The 17,498-nt window shown below is 55.9% G+C and carries 18 protein-coding genes; 10 read left to right on the forward strand and 8 right to left on the reverse strand.

Annotated features, from left to right (window positions below; translation table 11 throughout):
• Window positions 1–128 precede the first annotated feature (128 nt).
• Both gntK and gntU read left to right on the forward strand, forming a co-directional pair.
• Complete coding sequence (gene gntK, locus AAF463_RS01540; protein ID WP_036621490.1) at window positions 129–665, forward strand: gluconokinase; 537 nt, start codon at window positions 129–131, stop codon at window positions 663–665.
• Window positions 666–667: 2 nt separating this feature from the next.
• Entirely contained in the window at window positions 668–2,008 is a 1,341-nt protein-coding gene (gntU, locus tag AAF463_RS01545; RefSeq protein WP_110868139.1) for a gluconate transporter, read from the forward strand.
• Between the two features lie 73 nt (window positions 2,009–2,081).
• Here the strand turns inward: gntU and AAF463_RS01550 are convergent, their stop codons facing one another.
• The 6 genes from AAF463_RS01550 to AAF463_RS01575 form a co-directional block, all read right to left on the reverse strand.
• Window positions 2,082–3,707 (reverse strand): Na/Pi cotransporter family protein, encoded by a 1,626-nt coding sequence (locus AAF463_RS01550; protein ID WP_222211738.1) that lies wholly within the window; start codon window positions 3,705–3,707, stop codon window positions 2,082–2,084.
• 108 nt (window positions 3,708–3,815) lie between these two features.
• Window positions 3,816–4,808 carry an ABC transporter ATP-binding protein gene (locus tag AAF463_RS01555; RefSeq protein ID WP_222234570.1) on the reverse strand — a complete coding sequence of 331 codons (993 nt, stop codon included), beginning with the start codon at window positions 4,806–4,808 and terminating at the stop codon, window positions 3,816–3,818.
• A gap of 2 nt (window positions 4,809–4,810) precedes the next feature.
• Entirely contained in the window at window positions 4,811–5,596 is a 786-nt protein-coding gene (locus AAF463_RS01560; RefSeq protein ID WP_222184953.1) for an ABC transporter permease, read from the reverse strand.
• A 10-nt stretch (window positions 5,597–5,606) separates the two neighbouring features.
• Complete coding sequence (locus AAF463_RS01565; RefSeq protein ID WP_101763077.1) at window positions 5,607–6,452, reverse strand: ABC transporter permease subunit; 846 nt, start codon at window positions 6,450–6,452, stop codon at window positions 5,607–5,609.
• On the reverse strand, window positions 6,452–7,261 hold the full coding sequence (locus AAF463_RS01570; protein WP_217550070.1) for an alkaline phosphatase family protein: 810 nt from the start codon (window positions 7,259–7,261) through the stop codon (window positions 6,452–6,454). Before AAF463_RS01570 ends, AAF463_RS01565 begins: the two co-directional genes overlap by 1 nt.
• A 10-nt stretch (window positions 7,262–7,271) precedes the next feature.
• Window positions 7,272–8,333 carry an ABC transporter substrate-binding protein gene (locus AAF463_RS01575; protein ID WP_101763075.1) on the reverse strand — a complete coding sequence of 354 codons (1,062 nt, stop codon included), beginning with the start codon at window positions 8,331–8,333 and terminating at the stop codon, window positions 7,272–7,274.
• 224 nt (window positions 8,334–8,557) lie between these two features.
• Between AAF463_RS01575 and AAF463_RS01580 the strand changes: the two genes are divergently transcribed.
• The 4 genes from AAF463_RS01580 to ubiA all read left to right on the forward strand — a co-directional run bounded on the left by AAF463_RS01580 (window position 8,558) and on the right by ubiA (window position 11,228).
• Window positions 8,558–9,256: a UTRA domain-containing protein gene (locus AAF463_RS01580; RefSeq protein WP_101763074.1), complete on the forward strand. Its 699-nt coding sequence runs from the start codon at window positions 8,558–8,560 to the stop codon at window positions 9,254–9,256.
• Window positions 9,257–9,324: 68 nt separating this feature from the next.
• Complete coding sequence (psiE, locus tag AAF463_RS01585; protein WP_061718383.1) at window positions 9,325–9,735, forward strand: phosphate-starvation-inducible protein PsiE; 411 nt, start codon at window positions 9,325–9,327, stop codon at window positions 9,733–9,735.
• 82 nt (window positions 9,736–9,817) lie between these two features.
• On the forward strand, window positions 9,818–10,336 hold the full coding sequence (gene ubiC, locus AAF463_RS01590; protein ID WP_137384959.1) for a chorismate lyase: 519 nt from the start codon (window positions 9,818–9,820) through the stop codon (window positions 10,334–10,336).
• A gap of 7 nt (window positions 10,337–10,343) precedes the next feature.
• Window positions 10,344–11,228 carry a 4-hydroxybenzoate octaprenyltransferase gene (gene ubiA / locus AAF463_RS01595; RefSeq protein ID WP_101763072.1) on the forward strand — a complete coding sequence of 295 codons (885 nt, stop codon included), beginning with the start codon at window positions 10,344–10,346 and terminating at the stop codon, window positions 11,226–11,228.
• A gap of 48 nt (window positions 11,229–11,276) precedes the next feature.
• Here the strand turns inward: ubiA and plsB are convergent, their stop codons facing one another.
• On the reverse strand, window positions 11,277–13,700 hold the full coding sequence (plsB, locus tag AAF463_RS01600; RefSeq protein ID WP_110868147.1) for a glycerol-3-phosphate 1-O-acyltransferase PlsB: 2,424 nt from the start codon (window positions 13,698–13,700) through the stop codon (window positions 11,277–11,279).
• A 127-nt stretch (window positions 13,701–13,827) separates the two neighbouring features.
• Between plsB and AAF463_RS01605 the strand changes: the two genes are divergently transcribed.
• From AAF463_RS01605 to AAF463_RS01620, 4 genes are all read left to right on the forward strand, one after another.
• Window positions 13,828–14,196 (forward strand): diacylglycerol kinase, encoded by a 369-nt coding sequence (locus AAF463_RS01605; RefSeq protein WP_101763070.1) that lies wholly within the window; start codon window positions 13,828–13,830, stop codon window positions 14,194–14,196.
• Between the two features lie 105 nt (window positions 14,197–14,301).
• On the forward strand, window positions 14,302–14,916 hold the full coding sequence (gene lexA / locus AAF463_RS01610) for a transcriptional repressor LexA (protein WP_350261417.1): 615 nt from the start codon (window positions 14,302–14,304) through the stop codon (window positions 14,914–14,916).
• Window positions 14,917–15,052: 136 nt separating this feature from the next.
• Window positions 15,053–16,375: an MATE family efflux transporter DinF gene (dinF, locus tag AAF463_RS01615; RefSeq protein ID WP_350261418.1), complete on the forward strand. Its 1,323-nt coding sequence runs from the start codon at window positions 15,053–15,055 to the stop codon at window positions 16,373–16,375.
• A 164-nt stretch (window positions 16,376–16,539) separates the two neighbouring features.
• Window positions 16,540–16,752, forward strand: coding sequence for a CsbD family protein (locus AAF463_RS01620; protein ID WP_110868149.1), 213 nt, complete (start codon window positions 16,540–16,542; stop codon window positions 16,750–16,752).
• A gap of 75 nt (window positions 16,753–16,827) precedes the next feature.
• On the opposite strand, the gene zur is transcribed toward AAF463_RS01620, so the two are convergent.
• The gene (zur, locus tag AAF463_RS01625; protein WP_350261419.1) at window positions 16,828–17,346 is read right to left on the reverse strand and encodes a zinc uptake transcriptional repressor Zur; all 519 of its coding nucleotides are present in this window, start codon (window positions 17,344–17,346) and stop codon (window positions 16,828–16,830) included.
• Window positions 17,347–17,498 lie beyond the last annotated feature (152 nt).

The raw sequence follows: 17,498 nt of genomic DNA on the forward strand, positions 1-17,498 counted from the left end.
TGAGTCAGTTCACACTTTCGTGCTTTTCCACCTGAGAAGGGTTGCCAGCCTTTCAGTGGGCTCTGACAATGGCAGCTCGATTTGTTATCGGTAACATTGGGCAGAATTCACTGCCGGAGCGCAAAACAATGACAACGCCATCTCCATCGCACCACGTCTTTATCCTGATGGGCGTTTCCGGCAGCGGAAAATCTGCCGTCGCCAATCAGGTCTCTCATCAGTTAAACACTGCGTTCCTCGATGGGGATTTCCTCCATCCGCGCAGCAACATCATGAAAATGGCGGATGGCCATCCGCTGGACGACAACGATCGCCAGCCGTGGCTGCAGGCGCTGAATGATGCGGCATTTGCCATGCAGCGCACGCAGGAGATCTCCATCATCGTCTGTTCGGCGCTGAAAAAGTCCTATCGCGACATCCTGCGTCAGGGCAACGAGAACCTGAAATTCATCTATCTGCAGGGCGACTTCGAAACCATTGAATCCCGCCTGAAAGCGCGTAAAGGTCACTTCTTCAAACCGCAGATGCTGGTGACGCAGTTCGCCACGCTGCAGGAACCCGGCGCGGATGAGCCCGATGTACTGGTGGTTGATATCAATCATTCACTGGATGAGGTAGTTGCGGCCACGGTTGCGACCATTGAGGGTGCAATCAACAAGGGTTAGTCATGAGTACCGCAACGCTAGTGTTAACCGCAGCAGGCTCTGTCCTGCTGCTGCTGTTTTTGGTGATGAAAGCGCGTATGCACGCCTTTGTTGCCCTGATGTTAGTCTCCATTGGTGCCGGTCTGTTCTCCGGCATGCCGCTCGATAAAATCGCACAAACCATGGAAAAAGGCATGGGCGGAACGCTCGGCTTTCTCGCCATTGTGGTGGCGTTAGGCGCGATGTTCGGCAAGATCCTGCATGAAACCGGCGCCGTCGATCAGATCGCCATTCGCATGTTGAAAACCTTTGGGGAAAGCCGCGCGCACTATGCGATGGGCGTCGCTGGCTTGATCTGTGCGTTGCCGCTGTTCTTTGAAGTGGCGGTGGTGTTGCTGATCAGCATTGCGTTCGCCGTGGCGCGTCGCACCCAAGGCAATTTAGTTAAGCTGGTGATCCCGCTGTTTGCCGGTGTTGCGGCGTCCGCCGCGTTTCTGCTGCCGGGTCCCGCGCCGATGCTGCTGGCCGCGCAGATGCACGCTGATTTTGGCTGGATGATTCTGCTGGGCCTGTGCGCCGCGATTCCGGGCATGCTGATTGCCGGTCCGCTGTTTGGCAGCGTTATTGCGCAGCACGTCAGCTTTAGTGCACCGCCGGAAGATCATCAGCCGGAAGTGGAAGAGGGTAAACTGCCGTCGTTTGGCTTTAGTCTGGCGCTGATTCTGTTCCCGCTGCTGCTGGTTGGCCTGAAAACCATCGGCGCACGCTTCACCACGCCGGGTTCCCATCTGTATGAGTGGCTGGAGTTTATCGGCCATCCATTCACCGCGATTCTGCTGGCCTGTCTGGTGGCGATTTATGGCCTGGCTTATCGTCAGGGCATGGATAAAGAGAAGGTAATGCAGGTGTGCGGCAGCGCGCTGCAACCGGCGGGCATTATTCTGCTGGTGATTGGTGCGGGCGGCGTGTTTAAGCAGGTACTGGTGGATTCGGGCGTTGGCCCGGTTTTAGGGCATGCGTTGACCGGCGCAGGCATGCCGATTGCGCTGGCGTGCTTCATCCTTTCTGGCGCGATTCGCGTGATTCAGGGATCGGCCACCGTGGCGTGTTTAACCACCGTCGGTTTAGTGATGCCGGTGATTGAACCGCTGCACTACAGCGGCGCGCAGCTGGCCGCGCTGTCGATCTGTATCGGCGGCGGCTCGATCATTATCAGTCATGTGAATGATGCGGGTTTCTGGCTGTTTGGCCGCTTCACCGGCGCCACCGAAGCCGAAACGCTGAAGACATGGACGCTGATGGAAACCATTTTGGGCACCACCGGCGCGATTGTTGGCATGATTGCGTTCAGTTTGCTGTCGTGATGTAAAACCAGCGCAATACATTGCGCCGCTACGGACCATTACGCGGATTTGTAGCGGCGCGATTCTGACCTTGTTAATCCTCTTCCCGCTCATCATCCGGCTGATCTAAAACCGTGTACGCCACGGCGCAGAACAGCGAATTTAAACGCTTCAAATCGCCCAGCAAGCCAAGGTGCAACGAGCTGGTTTCAATGCTTTGTACGTTCTGCAGATGCAAGCGCTCGACGTGCGCGTGGGAGAAACGGCGAATCAGGATGCGGAAGCGGTGCTTGGATCGGCGCAGGCGTTTGGCGCTGGTGACATCGTGCGACAAAAACACCGACAAACTCAGACGCAGGTTATACAGCACCTGTTCCTGCAAGGTTTGCAGCTCCTCCAGCCCTTCGGCAGAGAAGGCGCGGCGCGCGGTCAGTGACTTATCCGCTACGTCGGCGCACATGCGTTCGATAATGTCGCCCGCCTGCTCCAGGTTGAGCGCCATCTCAATGATCTCCGCCCAGCGGCGCGAATCATCCTCCGGCAAATCCTCTTTTGGCATACGCGCCAGATAGAGTTTGATCGCGGTGTAAAGCACATCAACATCATCATCCAGCCGCCGCACCGCGCGCTCTTCGCGCAGGTCGCCATGCACCACCTTATTGAATGACTCAATCATCTGCTCGACCACATCACCGATGCGCAGTGTTTCGCGTGAGGCGTTAGCCAGCGCTAACGCTGGCGTATCCAGCGCGCTGCTGTCGAGGTGTTTGGGTTTGAGATGGGCTTCGTTTTCGGGATCATCGGCAATCATACGGCGGCACAGGCGCGCCATTGGATCGGCAAACGGCACCATGACTAAACAGCGAATCAGGTTGTAGAAGACGTGGAAGAAGATCACCAGCTCTTCATCATTGACTGGCAGCTTATCCAGCACATCGGCGACAACATTGACGAACGGCAAAATGGCGATGCTGCCAATCAGCTTAAACAGCAGGCTGCCGAGCGCAACGCGTTTGCCCGCTGCATTGGAGCCGCTGGCGTTGATCATCGCCAGCAGGCCGCTGCCGAGGTTGGCACCAATCACCAGACAGAGTGCCACCTTGAAGGAGATGACACCGGTAGCGGTCAGCGTGGCGGTAATCAGGACCGCCGCGAGGCTGGAGTAACTGATGATGGCGAACACCGCGCCAATCAGTGCATCGAGCATCACATCGCCGGTCAGCGTCGAGAACAGCACCTGAACGCCCGCCGCCTGGGTGATCGGTTTGGCGGCCGCGACAATCAGCTGCAGCGCCAGTAGAATCAGGCCAAGCCCAATACTGGCGCGGCCTAACTGCCCAATGCGCGTTTGCTTGCGGCTGAGAAAGAACACCACGCCAAAGAAGATAAACAGCGGCGACAGCCACGACAAATCAAAAGTCAGGATGCGCGCCATGATCGCGGTCCCGACATCCGCGCCCAGCACCACCACCAGCGCAGGCGTCAGACTGACCAGATTCTGTGCAACAAAGGAGGTAACCAGCAGCGTGGTGGCGTTACTGCTCTGCACCAGCGCCGTGACGCCAATGCCGGCAAGAAACGCCATCGGTTTTTTTTCAACGCTGCGACTGAGTACGCGACGCAGATCGGCACCGTAAACGCGCATGATGCCGGTGCGCACAATGTGTGTGCCCCACACCAGCAGCGCAACGGCGGAGAGTAGATTAAGCAGAGTTAACACGTATAGAGGCTCCTCATCCGTCAGGCTCAAACCACACCGATTGCCAGCCTGACGGTGAGCACAACCGGTAAAACCTTCGCCGCGTTGTGTCGCCTTTTTTCGTTTAAATTAAGCAACCTGGCGCAACGTCGACATCTCTAACTGTAGCCCAATCTGCATACCAGCGGGATGCAAATCTGCCACGCTGCGGTTGAGGACATCTATCGAGAGTTCCACGTTTTGCGCACGCACCCGATAGCGAATCACGTTGCCAAGCAAGCTGTGGCTGAGGATGGTGGCGGGAATGCCCGCCTGCGGTGCGCACAGCTGGATCGACTCCGGGCGAATCGCTACCTGACCGCTAAACGCCTGTCCGGTCAGCTGCGTTGCCTGTTCGGCGCTCAGCAGGTTGTAGTTGCCGATAAAGCCGGCGGCAAACAGATCGGCCGGTTGGGTATAGAGCATTTCCGCGTTGCCGTTCTGCACGATCTTTCCCCGATTCATCAGCACGATGCGATCGGACATGGTCAGCGCCTCTTCCTGATCGTGGGTAACAAACAAGGTAGTGAGTTTCAGCTCGCGCTGAATATTGCGGATCTGTTCACGCAGATGGCGACGAATGCGCGCATCCAGCGCCGACAGCGGTTCATCCAGCAACAGCAAGCGTGGACGCGTCACCAGCGAACGCGCCAGCGCCACGCGCTGACACTGTCCGCCAGAGAGCTGATGCGGATAACGCCGCGCGAAGTCGGTGAGTTCCACCAGCGCCAGCACTTCCATCACGCGTTTCTGAATCTCGCTGCTCGCCAGTTTCTGCATCTTCAGGCCAAACGCCACGTTCTTCTCAACCGTCATATTGGGGAACAGCGCGTAGCTCTGAAACACCATGCCGATGGTGCGCTTTTGCGGCGGCAGCGGCACGATATCCTGTCCTTGCAGCAACACGTTGCCGCTATCCACTTCGGTTAACCCGGCGATACAGCGCAGCAGCGTCGATTTGCCGCAGCCGCTGGGGCCGAGCAGCGTAACAAACTCGCCTTCTTCGGCACTGAAATCGATGTTTTCAAAAATGGTGGTCGGACCGTAGCTTTTGTTCAGCTGGGTGACGCTCAGATAACTCATGGTCAGCCTCGTTCAGGATTGAGGGCATTCGCCAGCCAGGTAACCAGCAGGACGACGGCAAAATAGGAGATCACCAGCGCGCTGGTGAAGTGGCCGCTGCCGTTGCGCATGTTAAACAGATAAACCTGCAAGGTTTCATAACGGGTGCCGACCAGCATATTGGCGAAGACAAACTCACCAATCAGGAAGGAGAAGGAGAGCAGCACCGCGATAAATACCCCTTTGCGCAGGTTCGGCAACACCACAAACAGCGCCGCCTGCCAGGTGCTGGCACCGAGCAGCTGCGCGGCATCAATCAGCTCTTTCAGGTTGATGGCCTGCATATTGTTGGAGATGGCGCGATAGATAAACGGCAAGGCGATGGTGAAGTAGCAGCCGATCAAAATCCACGGCGTGCCGGTCAGCATCAGCGGCGACGACGAATAGAGTTGCAGCAGCCCGACCGACGACACCACCGGCGGCACGGCGAAGGGCATCAGGATCAGCACGTTCATCACCGCATCCAGTTTCGGATAGTAGTAAGCGATTACAAACATGGCAGGCAGCACCAGCATCAGTGAGAACAGCAGCGCACCGCAGCAAACCAGTAGCGAATGACCGAGCGCGGTCAGGAAACGCGCATCGCTCCACAGCGCGCTGAGCCACTTCAGCGTAAAGCCCTGCGGCAGGATGGTGTCGCTCCAGCTGGTGGAAATGCCGTACAGTAACGTCGCCAGCAGCGGCGCGGCTAAAATGGCCAGCAGCAGCCAGACAATCAGGCGATGATAAAATTTTTCCGCGCGCGACACGTGTAGCTCCTCAGGAAGGTTTGGCGTTGAGATAGCTGCGGCGCACCAGATACTGCTGCACCACGGTAATCAGCGCCATAATCAGCACCAGCAACATCGCCAGCGCGCCGCCGGTGTTGGGATCAAGCGAGATATCGCCAGAGACCAGCGCGGCAATACGTACCGGCACCACGTTAAAGTTGCCGGTAGTGAGCGCGTAAATAGTGGCGTAAGCGCCGAGCGCGTTCGCCAACAAAATCACGAAAGTACCGAGCAGCGCCGGGAACAGAATCGGCAAACCGATGTGCCACCAATAGCGCCAGCGGCCCGCACCCAGCAGCGCGGCGGACTCTTGCCAATCCTGTCGCAAGCCATCAAACGCGGGATAAAGCAGCAAAATGCCGAGCGGGATTTGGAACCAGGTGTACACCAGCACCATGCCGTCACGCGAAAACAGCTTAAAGCCTTCCAGCACGCCGTAATGGCGCAGCAGCAGCGTCAGACAACCGTTCAGGCCGAGCAGAATGACGAAGGCAAACGCCAGCGGTACGCCGGCGAAGTTGCTGGTCATGTTGGTAAATGACATCAAAAAACGCTGAAAGCGGCCGCTGCCGAGCTGATGCAGCGAATATCCGGCAACCAGCGAAATCAGCAGGCCGTAAATGCTCGACCAGATGGAGATGTCGAGCGACAGGCGAAACGCCTGCAAATAGAACGGCGAGGTGAGGATATCGCTGTAGTTGTCGAAGCCCCAGCGCTCATTGATGTCGCTCCAGAAGCTGTTGATGGCAATCCACAGCAGCGGCGCGAGCTGGAATGCCACCCAGAACAGCGCAAACGGCAGCAGCAATAGCGCGGCGAGCGTTTTGCCTTTCATTACTGCGGCTCCGCCAGTAACGCGCGACATAGCGGTTTGTCATGTTCGACGCCGAGCAAGGTGCACACGATGCCGCACAGTTCGGTCTGCTGCGGCTGGAGATCCGGCTGCAGCGAGAAACCTTTACCAAACACGAACAGCGGCACCTGCGTCTCTTCCGGCAAAATGCCGCCGTGCGAGCGGTCATCGTTCATGCCGTGATCGGCGGTGACAATCACCTGATAACCGGCCGCCAGCCAGTCCGGCATCCACTGCGACAGATAACCATCGGCCATGCGCGCGCGGTTGCGATACTGCGGCGATGACAGGCTGTGCTTGTGTCCGGCATCGTCAATGTTCATCGGGTGGATCAGCAGGAAGTCGGGATCGTGCCGCAAACGCAGGCTTTCTGCGTCTTCAAACAGGTGGGAATCCGGATAACCGTCGTCCCAGTAAAAGTGGCCATACTGAATCGGCAGATCGGGCGCGACCGTGTGGCGGTCGCGCGCCGCGTTGAACGGGGATTGATTGTAGAGCTCACTCACCCAGTGGTAGGCGGCTGCCGCGGTGGTGAGACCGGCGGCACGTGCGTAATGGAAGATGCTGCGCTGATTACTCATGCGACTGACGCCGTTGTGAATAATACCGCTGCGCACCGGTGGAATGCCGGTGAGAATGCATTCGTACAGCGGGCGCGACAGCGAAGGCAGTTCGCAAGTCAGCGTATAATATTGGCCGTTGCCCTGCGCGCATTCAGCAAACAGATAGCCCATTGCGTGCTGCGCTACCTGATTACTCAGCCCATCCAACACCACCAGGATCGTTTTCATCCCTCGCTCCTTACTGCTTCATATTAATGATGACGTTCTCTTGCCACAGACGCGGCAGCATTTTCGAAGTTTTATCCCACGCGGCCTGGTCTTTGATTGGACGGGCATTCTTATACTCAGACTGCGGCAGCAGCTTGGCCTGCACGTCGGCGGGCAGAGTTAAATGCTCGGCACGAATCGGGCGCGCATAGCCTTTCGCCAGGTTGATCTGGCCTTCATCAGACAAGATGTATTCACGCGCCAGCTTGGCGGCGTTCGGATGTTTGGCGTATTTATTGATGATGGTGCTGTAGCCAGAAGTGACGGAACCGTCGGAAGGGATCACCACTTCGTAGCGGTTTTTGTCGATCTGATCGCGGTAGTTCAGACCGTTAAAGTCCCACACCACCGCCACCTGAATTTCGCCTTTTTCAATGTTGGCAATCACCGGATCGGTCACGCCAAGACGGCCTTCTTTCGCCAGATCGCCGAAGAAGCTCAACGCCGGTTTCACATTCTTCTCGTCACCGCCTAATGCATAGCTGGCCGCTAACACGCCGTTCGCTGCCTGAGCCGCAGTGCCGACGTCACCGATAGTGACCACATACTTACCTTTCTTCAGATCGGCCCAGCTGTGCGGCACATCTTTGACCTGCTGCTTATCCACCAGGAACGCGATGGTGCCGGTATACGCCAGCATCCAGTTGCCATCCTGATCTTTTGCCCAGCTCGGGATTTGCTCCCAATGCGTTGGCTTATACGGTTGCGCCACGCCTTTAGCGACGGCAATCGGACCGAAAGCAGCGCCCACATCACCGATATCGGCGCTGGCGTTCTCTTTCTCTGCAGCAAATTTTGCCAGTTCCTGCGCCGAGGACATGTCGGTGTCGCTGTGCTTCAGGCCATATTTGCTGTTGAGGTCACTCCAGGTATCTTTCCAGTTGGCCCAGCTATCTGGCATGCCGACGCTGTTGACCTGACCTTCGGCGCGCGCGGCTTTTTCTAACGCGGCGAGGTCATTATCTGCGGCTTGCGCGGCGGGCAGCGCAAGCAGTACGGCACTGGCTACTACAGAGGCGATAAACGCTTTCATCTCGATTGCTCCCGGTATATGTTGTGGGACTTCTTGGTCTAGTCCAGCAAGAACCGAGCCAATGTAGCCCGAATAGATGAAGGTTTTATGACCATGGTGGTGAAACGGGGTGTGGCGCGACGATCCACATGCGGTTACAGCGCGCTAAAGCGTGGGTTGTTCTCTGTCACATTGTAGTCATCGAACTGTCATAGTGCAGATTTGCCCCAAAATGAGGCTGAAAAATGATGTCGAAAACGGCGGATGTGATTGCAGCAGGGCTGCGGGAACGCATTGAAAGCGGTGAATTTGCCGGTGGTCGTTTGCCCGCCGAACGTAGCTTAAGCGAACACTATTCCACCACGCGCATTACGCTGCGTGAGGCGCTGGGTTTGCTGGAAGCGCAGGGCATTATCTATCGTGAACTGCGTCGTGGCTGGTTTCTCGCACCGCCTCGGCTGGTCTACAACCCCTCTCATCACAGCCATTTTCACGCCATGGCCGCTGAGCAAGGCCGTATTGCCAGCACTGAAGTGCTGGAGGCGCGCGAAGTGCCAGCGCAATTAGCCATCGCGCGTCATCTGCAACTGCTGGAGGGCGATCGGGTTTACCGCATTCGCCGTTTGCGCCGTATTGATGGTCGCGCCGTGTTGTATGTCGAGCATTACCTCAATCCCGCCTTCTTTCCGGGATTGCTGGATGAAGACCTGACGCGTTCACTCACCGATCTGTATGACCAGCGCTATGGCATTCGCTACGGCGGCGCGCGTTTTACCATTTTGCCGGGACCGCTGCCGGTGCGCGCAGCGCCCGCGCTCAACGTGGCGAGCGGCACGCCCGGATTGTTGATTACCCGCATCAATCGCGATCAGCACAAGCGCGTGATTGATTGCGACTGCGAGTTCTGGCGCTATGACGCGCTGTGTGTGGATGTCGAAGTATAAATATTGTGATTTTGATCACACTACAGCATGATAGCGCCAGTGAGTAATTGAGAGCGTGAGGCGCAAAAATGACAATAAAAACAGGGGTTGGGCAGTACATCTCTTTAGCATTGCAGTGGGTGCTGAATATTGGTCTGATCATTCTGGCCATTATTCTGGTGGTGTTCCTTGGTAAAGAAACCATTCATCTGGCCAACGTGCTGTTGAGCACCGGCGAACAGACGTCTTCCTATCTGCTGATTGAAGGCATCGTTATCTATTTCCTCTACTTCGAATTTATCGCCTTGATTGTGAAGTACTTTCAGTCTGGTTATCACTTCCCGCTGCGCTACTTCATCTACATCGGCATCACGGCGATTATCCGCCTGATCATCGTCGACCATAAAAATCCGTTCGATACGCTCTACTACTCGGCGGCGATTTTGATTCTGGTGGTGACGCTGTGGCTAGCGAACAGTAACCGCCTGAAACGCGAGTGACAATATCGCGTGGCACAACGAGCCGTGCCACGCATTCTCCTCTGCGCTAAACTAGGGCAACTTTTTTCCCGGAGATGTCCTGATGTCGCATGACGCGCTGCGCCAGTTACGCGCACTGCACTGGCTGCCAGCCTCTTCACCGCAGCTTTCTGCCCCGCTACTTGACTGGTTAATGGAAGAAGACTCCATGACGCGTCGCTTCGAGCAGCATTGCCAGCAAGTGACCGTAAAACTGATCCGCGAAGCGTTTATTGGCGCTGAAGAGATCTCGGAGGAAGCGGAATTTTTGCCCGCCGACCCGCGCTTCTGGTTACGTGAAATTGTGCTGTGCGGTGATGGCGAGCCTTGGCTGATTGGCCGCACCGTGGTGCCAGAAAGCACGCTGAACGGCCCCGAGCAGATGCTGCAACAGCTCGGTACGCGCCCGCTTGGCCGCTATCTGTTCTCTTCATCTACCCTGAGCCGCGATTTTATCGATCCCGGTCAGGTTGGCGATTTATGGGGACGCCGTTCCCGCCTGCGTTTGTCGGGCAAGCCGCTGCTGTTAACTGAACTATTTTTACCGGCGTCGCCGCTCTATCGCGCGCTGGATCAAGGATAAAACCACTGTGCAAAACACCTTACCCATGACCAAATGGCAGGCTTACTGCCGCCTGATGCGTATCGATAAACCCATCGGCACTGTGTTACTGCTGTGGCCAACTCTGTGGGCACTGTGGCTCTCCGGCATGGCGATTCCACCGCTGCCGGTGCTGCTGGTGTTTGTGCTCGGCGTTATCGTGATGCGTGCTGCCGGCTGCGTGATCAACGATTACGCAGACCGCAAAATCGATGGTCACGTCAAGCGCACGGCGTCACGTCCGCTGGCCAGCGGCGCGGTATCCGGGAAAGAGGCGAAGCTGCTGTTTGCCGGTCTCGGTTTGCTGGCGTTTATGCTGGTGTTGACCATGAACACCATGACCATTTTGCTGTCGTTTGGCGGCCTGGCGCTGGCGTGGGTTTATCCGTTTATGAAGCGCTACACGCATCTGCCGCAGGTGGTGCTCGGCGCAGCGTTTGGTTGGGCGATTCCGATGGGATGGGCAGCAGTTAGTGAGTCCTTACCTTTAGTCTGCTGGCTGGTTTTCCTGGCGAACATCTGCTGGACGGTGGCCTATGACACGCAGTACGCGATGGTCGATCGCGATGACGATTTGAAGATTGGCGTAAAATCGACGGCGATTCTGTTTGGCCGTTACGACAAACTGATTATCGGTTTACTGCAGCTGGCAACGCTCGGTTTGATGGCGCTGGTGGGCATGATGCTTCAACTGAATGGGGCGTTTTACTGGTCGCTGCTGCTGGCTGCGGGCTTGTTTGTGCATCAGCAGAAGCTAATTGCCCAGCGCGAGCGCGATCCCTGCTTCCAGGCGTTTCTGAATAACAACTATGTGGGCATGGTGCTGTTTCTCGGCATTCTGCTCAGCACTGTGCCGTTCGCGGATCTGTTATAAACAAAAAAGGCGCACTGAAGTGCGCCTTTTTATTAGCTTATCGCCGCGTTAATCGTGGGTGACCGCGCTTTCAATCGTCAGACGCACGTCGCTGGTCACCAGTTCCGCCAGCATCTGCCACATCATATGACTGCGTTCGGCATCGGCATCGCCTTTGTCACTGATATATCCTTCATCACGCAGCGTGAGGACCAGCGCAGTAAACACTGCTTTATCAAAGAACTCTGGTGCGTTGATACCGTGCAGCACAGACAGGCGTTGAGCCAGCGTGCGGCTCTCTTTCTCCAGCGTGCCACGGTTGATGGCCGGTTTCGCGCTGAGGATAGCGAAGGTAATCGCGAAGCGCTGCAGCGTCTCACGAATACCCGCCGCCAGCAGTTGCAGCGAACGGTGACGTGCCGGCGTCATTCTTAGTTGACCATCCTGCAAGGTGATCAGGCCCTGACGCGCCATCTCTGCACAGAGTGCGTTAAGTAGCGCAGGCAACTCCGCCTTGTCCCAGCGCAAGAACAACTCGCTCTTTAGCATCGGATATACCAGGCTAACCTGACGCAGCAGCTCTGCTTCGCTGATTTCACGATGTTGCTGCACGATGGCGGCAATCAACGATGGCATCACCAACATGTGATGAATGTTGTTGCGATAGTAGGTCATCAGCACCGCCTGCTCGCGCGGCAGGATGATGATGTCGCCAATGCTGTCTTGCTCGGTCTCGAACTTGTTCATGCCCATGGCGTGATCAAGCAGCGCTTCGGCGCTCATGTCAGGCACCGTGGCTTCTGGCGAATAGGGCACATTGCGCAGCAGCTGGGTGTAGCACTCTAACTGCTCAATCAGCTGTTCGCGGGTCAGTGAACGCTGACGTGACGCCAGCAGTGCAGTGACGCACAGGTTCATGGCGTTGGCTGCACCGGCTTCGTTGATGCGCACCATCAGCTTCGCCGCAATGTCATTCACGGCGGGCGTCATCCAGGCAGGGCGTTGCGGTTCGATAGGATCAATCGCATCACGCCATTCGGGCACGTTTTTGTTCAGATAGTTCATCAACGGCAGGGGTTCACCGAAGTTAACGTAGCCCTGTCCCAGGTTGCGCAGCTTACGTAAACCGCGCACCATCTGCAGGAAGCTCTCTTTCTCTTTGGCCGCACCCCGCAGCTCTTTGGCGTAGGTGCCCACTTCCATCACATGCTCGTAGCCAATGTAAATCGGCACGAAGGTGATTGGACGACTGCCGCCGCGCAGCATCGCCTGCAGCGTCATTGATAGGGTGCCGGTTTTTGGATCCAGCAAACGACCGGTACGCGAACGTCCGCCTTCCACAAAGTATTCCACGGAGTAACCCCGGCTAAACAGCTCGCCAAGATATTCACGGAACACGGTGGAATAGAGTTTGTTGCCCTTAAAGGTACGACGAATAAAGAAGGCGCCCAGACGACGGAAAATCGGGCCGGCTGGCCAGAAGTTCAGGTTAATACCGGCAGCAATGTGCGGCGGCACCAGGCCTTGATGATAAAGCACGTAGGAGAGCAGCAGGTAATCCATGTGGCTGCGGTGGCAGGGCACATACACAATCTCATGACCATCCTGCGCCAGCTGACGCACGCGCTCACCGCCATGCACGTTGATGCCCTGATACAGGCGGCTCCACAGCCAGCCCATCACGCGGTCAGTGACTTTAATCGCTTCATAAGAGAAGTCCGCCGCCACTTCTTCCATCATTTCGATGGCGTTCTGCTGGGCTTTCTCATGCGAAATCTTTTTGCTGCGCGCTTCATCTTCTACTGCTTTTTCGATCGCTTTGGATTGTAACAGCTTGTTGAAGAGATCCTGACGTGCAGGCAGACGCGGGCCGACCGCGGCCAGACGTTGGCGGGCAAAATGAATGCGCGCCACGCGAGCCAGCTTTTGGGCAATCGACTTATCGGTGCCGTGCTCGGTCGCCATCTGGCGCAACGAAACGGTTTGCGAGAAGCGTACAAAGCTGTCGCGGCCGTGCCACAAAATGGCGAAGAACTTCTGCACGCCATTGAGCACGCGCAGATGCGGCGTGGATTCACCGGAGGTTTCACGTCCCGGCGCACGACCAAACATCACCGCGACCGGCAGCATTTGCACATCGAGTTGCGGGTTGCTGCGGTGCAAATCCAGATAATCGTGGAACAGCTTTACCGATTCGGGATTGGCCACGAAATAGGGAATTACGCGTGGGCCATCGTGAATAAACACGTGGCGCGGCAGCAGGGTGCCATCGATCTCCAGCGGAGCCAGCGGATCGGGCAGATCATGTTTCAGGCATTGAGCACGCAGTGTGAGCAGGTCAGCCTTTGAATCATAAGGCAAAACATACATCACCGGACGTGTCGGATCGATCCCATGTTCAGAGATAGGATCGGTCGGAATGACCTTACTTTTTACCAAAATAGAGAGTGGTAAATTCAATAATTTGTAATAGAGTTTACGCCAACCTGACATAGACAACTTTAAGCCTCTTGTTAGCAAAGCGCGGCAAGCATACCAGAAAGCGCAGCGAAGGTCTGTGGCTCTGCCGCCTCATACTGCCCACACATTGACGTCAAAATAGTTCAAGGGTTCCATAGACATGGCAAATAACGTCACCGGTTTAGTAAGAATAGTGAAAGCCGCCGGTTATTCCTGGCAGGGCCTGCGTGCCGCATGGCAGCACGAAGCCGCTTTTCGGCAGGAAGCCATTGCCGCGCTGGTGGCCATTCTCGTGGCTTGCTGGCTGGATGTAGATACCCTTTCCCGCATCCTGATGATTGGCTCGGTAGTGCTGGTTATCATCGTTGAGATCCTTAATAGCGCTATCGAAGCGGTGGTCGACCGCATCGGGCAGGAGCAACATCCGCTCGCTGGCCGCGCTAAAGATATGGGATCGGCTGCCGTATTGCTGACTATCTTACTGGCTCTGTTCGTCTGGATCGCGCTGCTCTGGACGCATTTGAGATAGGGATTCCAGATTCATCAAACCGCTGATTTTTCCCTCTGTTACGGTTTTCATTTCGCGAATACCTGTATATACTCACAGCGACTGTATAAACAACCAGGGGGCGGGATGAAAGCGTTAACTGCACGGCAGCAACAGGTCTATGACCTGATTCGCGACCATATTAACCAGACGGGCATGCCGCCAACGCGTGCGGAAATTGCTGCGCAACTGGGTTTCCGCTCGCCCAATGCTGCCGAAGAGCATCTGAAAGCGCTGGCGCGTAAAGGCGTAATTGAAATTGTTTCCGGCGCATCGCGCGGGATTCGTTTGCTGATGGAAGAAGAACCGAGCGAAGGGCTGCCGCTGATTGGCCGCGTCGCTGCCGGTGAACCTTTGCTGGCACAAGAACACATCGAAGCCCACTATCAGGTGGATGCTAACCTCTTTAAACCGAGCGCCGATTTCCTGCTGCGCGTGAGCGGTATGTCGATGAAAGATATCGGCATTATGGATGGCGATCTGTTAGCGGTACACAAAACGCAGGAAGTGCTTAACGGCCAGGTTGTCGTGGCGCGCATTGATGATGAAGTCACAGTGAAACGCTGGAAAAAGCAGGGTGCGATTGTACATCTGCTGCCGGAAAACACCGATTTTCAGCCGATTGTCGTGGATACCCGTGAGCAGTCGCTAACCGTTGAAGGTTTAGCTGTCGGGATTGTGCGCAACGGCGAGTGGCTCTGATCAGTTTCTGATCCACTTTAACTGCGGCGGTGCGTGTTTGCGCTGACCGCAGTCTGCTGTTTTACTTCTCTGTGACTCTTTCTGCGGCTCATTCTGGCGCCATTACGCTGATTACCGCACACAACGGAATGGGCTAATGCAGCTGTTTTCCTCTTCAGATAAAACGCTCTGGCGGCTAGCGCTGCCGATGATCCTGTCAAATATCACCGTCCCATTACTGGGTGTAGTGGATACCGCCGTTATTGGTCATCTCGATAGCCCGATCTACCTCGGTGGCGTCGCCGTGGGCACAACCGCCACCAGCTTCATCTTTATGCTCCTGCTGTTCCTGCGCATGAGCACCACCGGACTCACCGCTCAGGCATTTGGCGCCAATGACAAAACGGCGCTGGCGCGCGCCTTAACACAGCCGCTACTGATTGCGCTGGTTTTTGGTGCGCTGTTTATGGTGCTGCGAACGCCGGTCAGCAGCCTGGCGGCAGCGTTAATGGGTGGCAGCCCGGAAGTGCAGCAACAGGCGAAAATATTTATTGAGATTCGCTGGCTAAGTGCGCCCGCAACCTTGGCCAATTTGGTGATTCTTGGCTGGCTGCTGGGCGTGCAGTATGCGCGGGCACCGATGGTGCTGCTAATCATCGGCAACCTGGTGAATATCTTGCTGGATCTGCTGTTCGTGCTCAAACTGCATTGGGGTGTCGCTGGAGCGGCGGCGGCTACCGCGCTGGCAGAATATGTCACGCTGGGCGTGGGTTTGTGGATGGTGGCGCGGGTGCTAAAGATGCGCGGTATCCATTTTGCTTTACTCAAAAGCAGCTGGCGCGGCGATGCGGCGCGGCTATTCCGCCTCAATCGCGACATTATGCTGCGGTCTTTGATGCTGCAAATCTGCTTCGCGTCGCTCACCATCCTTGGCGCACGCATTGGGCCGGATGTAGTGGCAGTCAATGCGGTGCTGCTGATGTTCCTCACTTTCACCGCATACGCGCTTGATGGATTTGCCTACGCGGTTGAAGCCTGTTCGGGTGAAGCGGTTGGGGCCAAAGATCGCAGCCGACTATTGCTGATTTGGCATGCGGCTTGTCGCCAGGCATGCTTCGTCGCCGCGATCTTTGCGCTGATTTATGCATTCACCGGTCCGGAGATTGTGGCGATGCTGACGTCACTGGAAGCGCTACGAGAGATGGCCGACCGCTATCTGATTTGGCAAGTGATTCTGCCGCTGGTTGGCGTCTGGTGCTATCTGCTGGACGGCATGTTTATCGGCGCGACGCGCGGGCGTGAGATGCGCAACAGCATGGTGATGGCGGCGATCGGCTACGGTGTCTCGCTGCTCACGCTGCCGTGGCTCGGTAATCACGGTTTATGGCTGGCGGTGACGATATTCCTCGCGTTACGCGGACTGACGCTGTGGCTCATTTGGCGTGGTCACTGGCGGCGCGATAGCTGGTTTAACGCCTGAATAAGCGAAGCGTAACCTACAGATTAATCTGTATTTCCCTGCAAACTGCGAAGCGGCTACTACAATTACCTTATACGGCGCACATGAGTAGCGCGTTGTCTGGGTATATCGCCAGCTAAGCAGGCAATATATCTATCTCACTCAGGATGTAGTGGAGGAATATTATGAACAAAGACGAAGCGAGCGGAAACTGGAAGCAGTTCAAAGGCAAATTTAAAGAGAAGTGGGGCAAGCTGACCGATGACGACTTCACTGTGATCGAAGGTAAACGCGATCAGCTGGTTGGTAAAATCCAGGAACGCTACGGTTATGGTAAAGACCAGGCCGAGAAAGAAGTGAAAGACTGGGAAACAACCAACAAAGATTACCGCTGGTAATCTCACTTCACGGATGATGCTCCTACCCGCCAATCATTTAGCGTAGTGATTGGCCCGGCACAAGGATGTGCCTCCCTATTTTCTTACCCGCTTTTTACCCTCGACCTGATGGTCATGCTCGCAGGTTTCATGGTGCGTGCAAGCCGCCACTTCTACGCAATTTTCACACAGGCCATGTGCCTCAATCACGGTATGTCGCAGAGAAAATCCCGCCTGATCCGCTAATGCAGCGATGGTTTTTTCCACGCCATGAGCATGTTTTTCGCTAACTGCCGCACAACCGTCACACACCAACATCACCGAAGTATGTGCTGGCTCATCAAAATGATGGCAAACCACGTAACTGTTATTTGACTCTACGCGATGAATAAATCCCTGTTCCAGCAGGAAATCCAGCGCGCGATAGATGGTGGGCGGTTTTGCTTGCGGTTCACTGACACGCAGTTGATCCAGCAAATCGTAAGCGCTTATCGAACCGTTCTGCTCTGCCATTAAGCGCAACACTTCGGCGCGTTGAGTGGTCAGGCGCACGCCGCGATCAAGGCAAAGTGATTCAGCCTGGGTAAGAAGTTGTTCTGGCGTGAGGTTTGACATAAGCATTCTCCGGGTTGCAGGTGATGTTATTTTATCACACAAATTTTTACGCTGCTGTGATTGCTTATTGTCCTTAAAATCCCTAAGAAAATTCTCCCCAATCAATAGATTACCTTCGCCATTTTTCCGTCAATATTGCTGCAACCCTTATG

This window comes from Pantoea sp. BJ2, from assembly GCF_040255075.1.
Classification (GTDB): Bacteria; Pseudomonadota; Gammaproteobacteria; order Enterobacterales; family Enterobacteriaceae; genus Pantoea; species Pantoea leporis.

What these genes read in the sequence shown, in the direction of transcription:
- gntK (WP_036621490.1), top strand. Translation starts at nt 129, where the DNA reads ATGACAACGCCATCTCCATCGCACCACGTCTTTATCCTGATGGGCGTT.
- gntU (WP_110868139.1), top strand. Translation starts at nt 668, where the DNA reads ATGAGTACCGCAACGCTAGTGTTAACCGCAGCAGGCTCTGTCCTGCTG.
- AAF463_RS01555 (WP_222234570.1), bottom strand. Translation starts at nt 4,808, where the DNA reads ATGAGTTATCTGAGCGTCACCCAGCTGAACAAAAGCTACGGTCCGACC.
- AAF463_RS01565 (WP_101763077.1), bottom strand. Translation starts at nt 6,452, where the DNA reads ATGAAAGGCAAAACGCTCGCCGCGCTATTGCTGCTGCCGTTTGCGCTG.
- AAF463_RS01570 (WP_217550070.1), bottom strand. Translation starts at nt 7,261, where the DNA reads ATGAAAACGATCCTGGTGGTGTTGGATGGGCTGAGTAATCAGGTAGCG.
- AAF463_RS01575 (WP_101763075.1), bottom strand. Translation starts at nt 8,333, where the DNA reads ATGAAAGCGTTTATCGCCTCTGTAGTAGCCAGTGCCGTACTGCTTGCG.
- AAF463_RS01580 (WP_101763074.1), top strand. Translation starts at nt 8,558, where the DNA reads ATGATGTCGAAAACGGCGGATGTGATTGCAGCAGGGCTGCGGGAACGC.
- psiE (WP_061718383.1), top strand. Translation starts at nt 9,325, where the DNA reads ATGACAATAAAAACAGGGGTTGGGCAGTACATCTCTTTAGCATTGCAG.
- ubiC (WP_137384959.1), top strand. Translation starts at nt 9,818, where the DNA reads ATGTCGCATGACGCGCTGCGCCAGTTACGCGCACTGCACTGGCTGCCA.
- plsB (WP_110868147.1), bottom strand. Translation starts at nt 13,700, where the DNA reads ATGTCAGGTTGGCGTAAACTCTATTACAAATTATTGAATTTACCACTC.
- AAF463_RS01605 (WP_101763070.1), top strand. Translation starts at nt 13,828, where the DNA reads ATGGCAAATAACGTCACCGGTTTAGTAAGAATAGTGAAAGCCGCCGGT.
- lexA (WP_350261417.1), top strand. Translation starts at nt 14,302, where the DNA reads ATGAAAGCGTTAACTGCACGGCAGCAACAGGTCTATGACCTGATTCGC.
- dinF (WP_350261418.1), top strand. Translation starts at nt 15,053, where the DNA reads ATGCAGCTGTTTTCCTCTTCAGATAAAACGCTCTGGCGGCTAGCGCTG.
- AAF463_RS01620 (WP_110868149.1), top strand. Translation starts at nt 16,540, where the DNA reads ATGAACAAAGACGAAGCGAGCGGAAACTGGAAGCAGTTCAAAGGCAAA.
- zur (WP_350261419.1), bottom strand. Translation starts at nt 17,346, where the DNA reads ATGTCAAACCTCACGCCAGAACAACTTCTTACCCAGGCTGAATCACTT.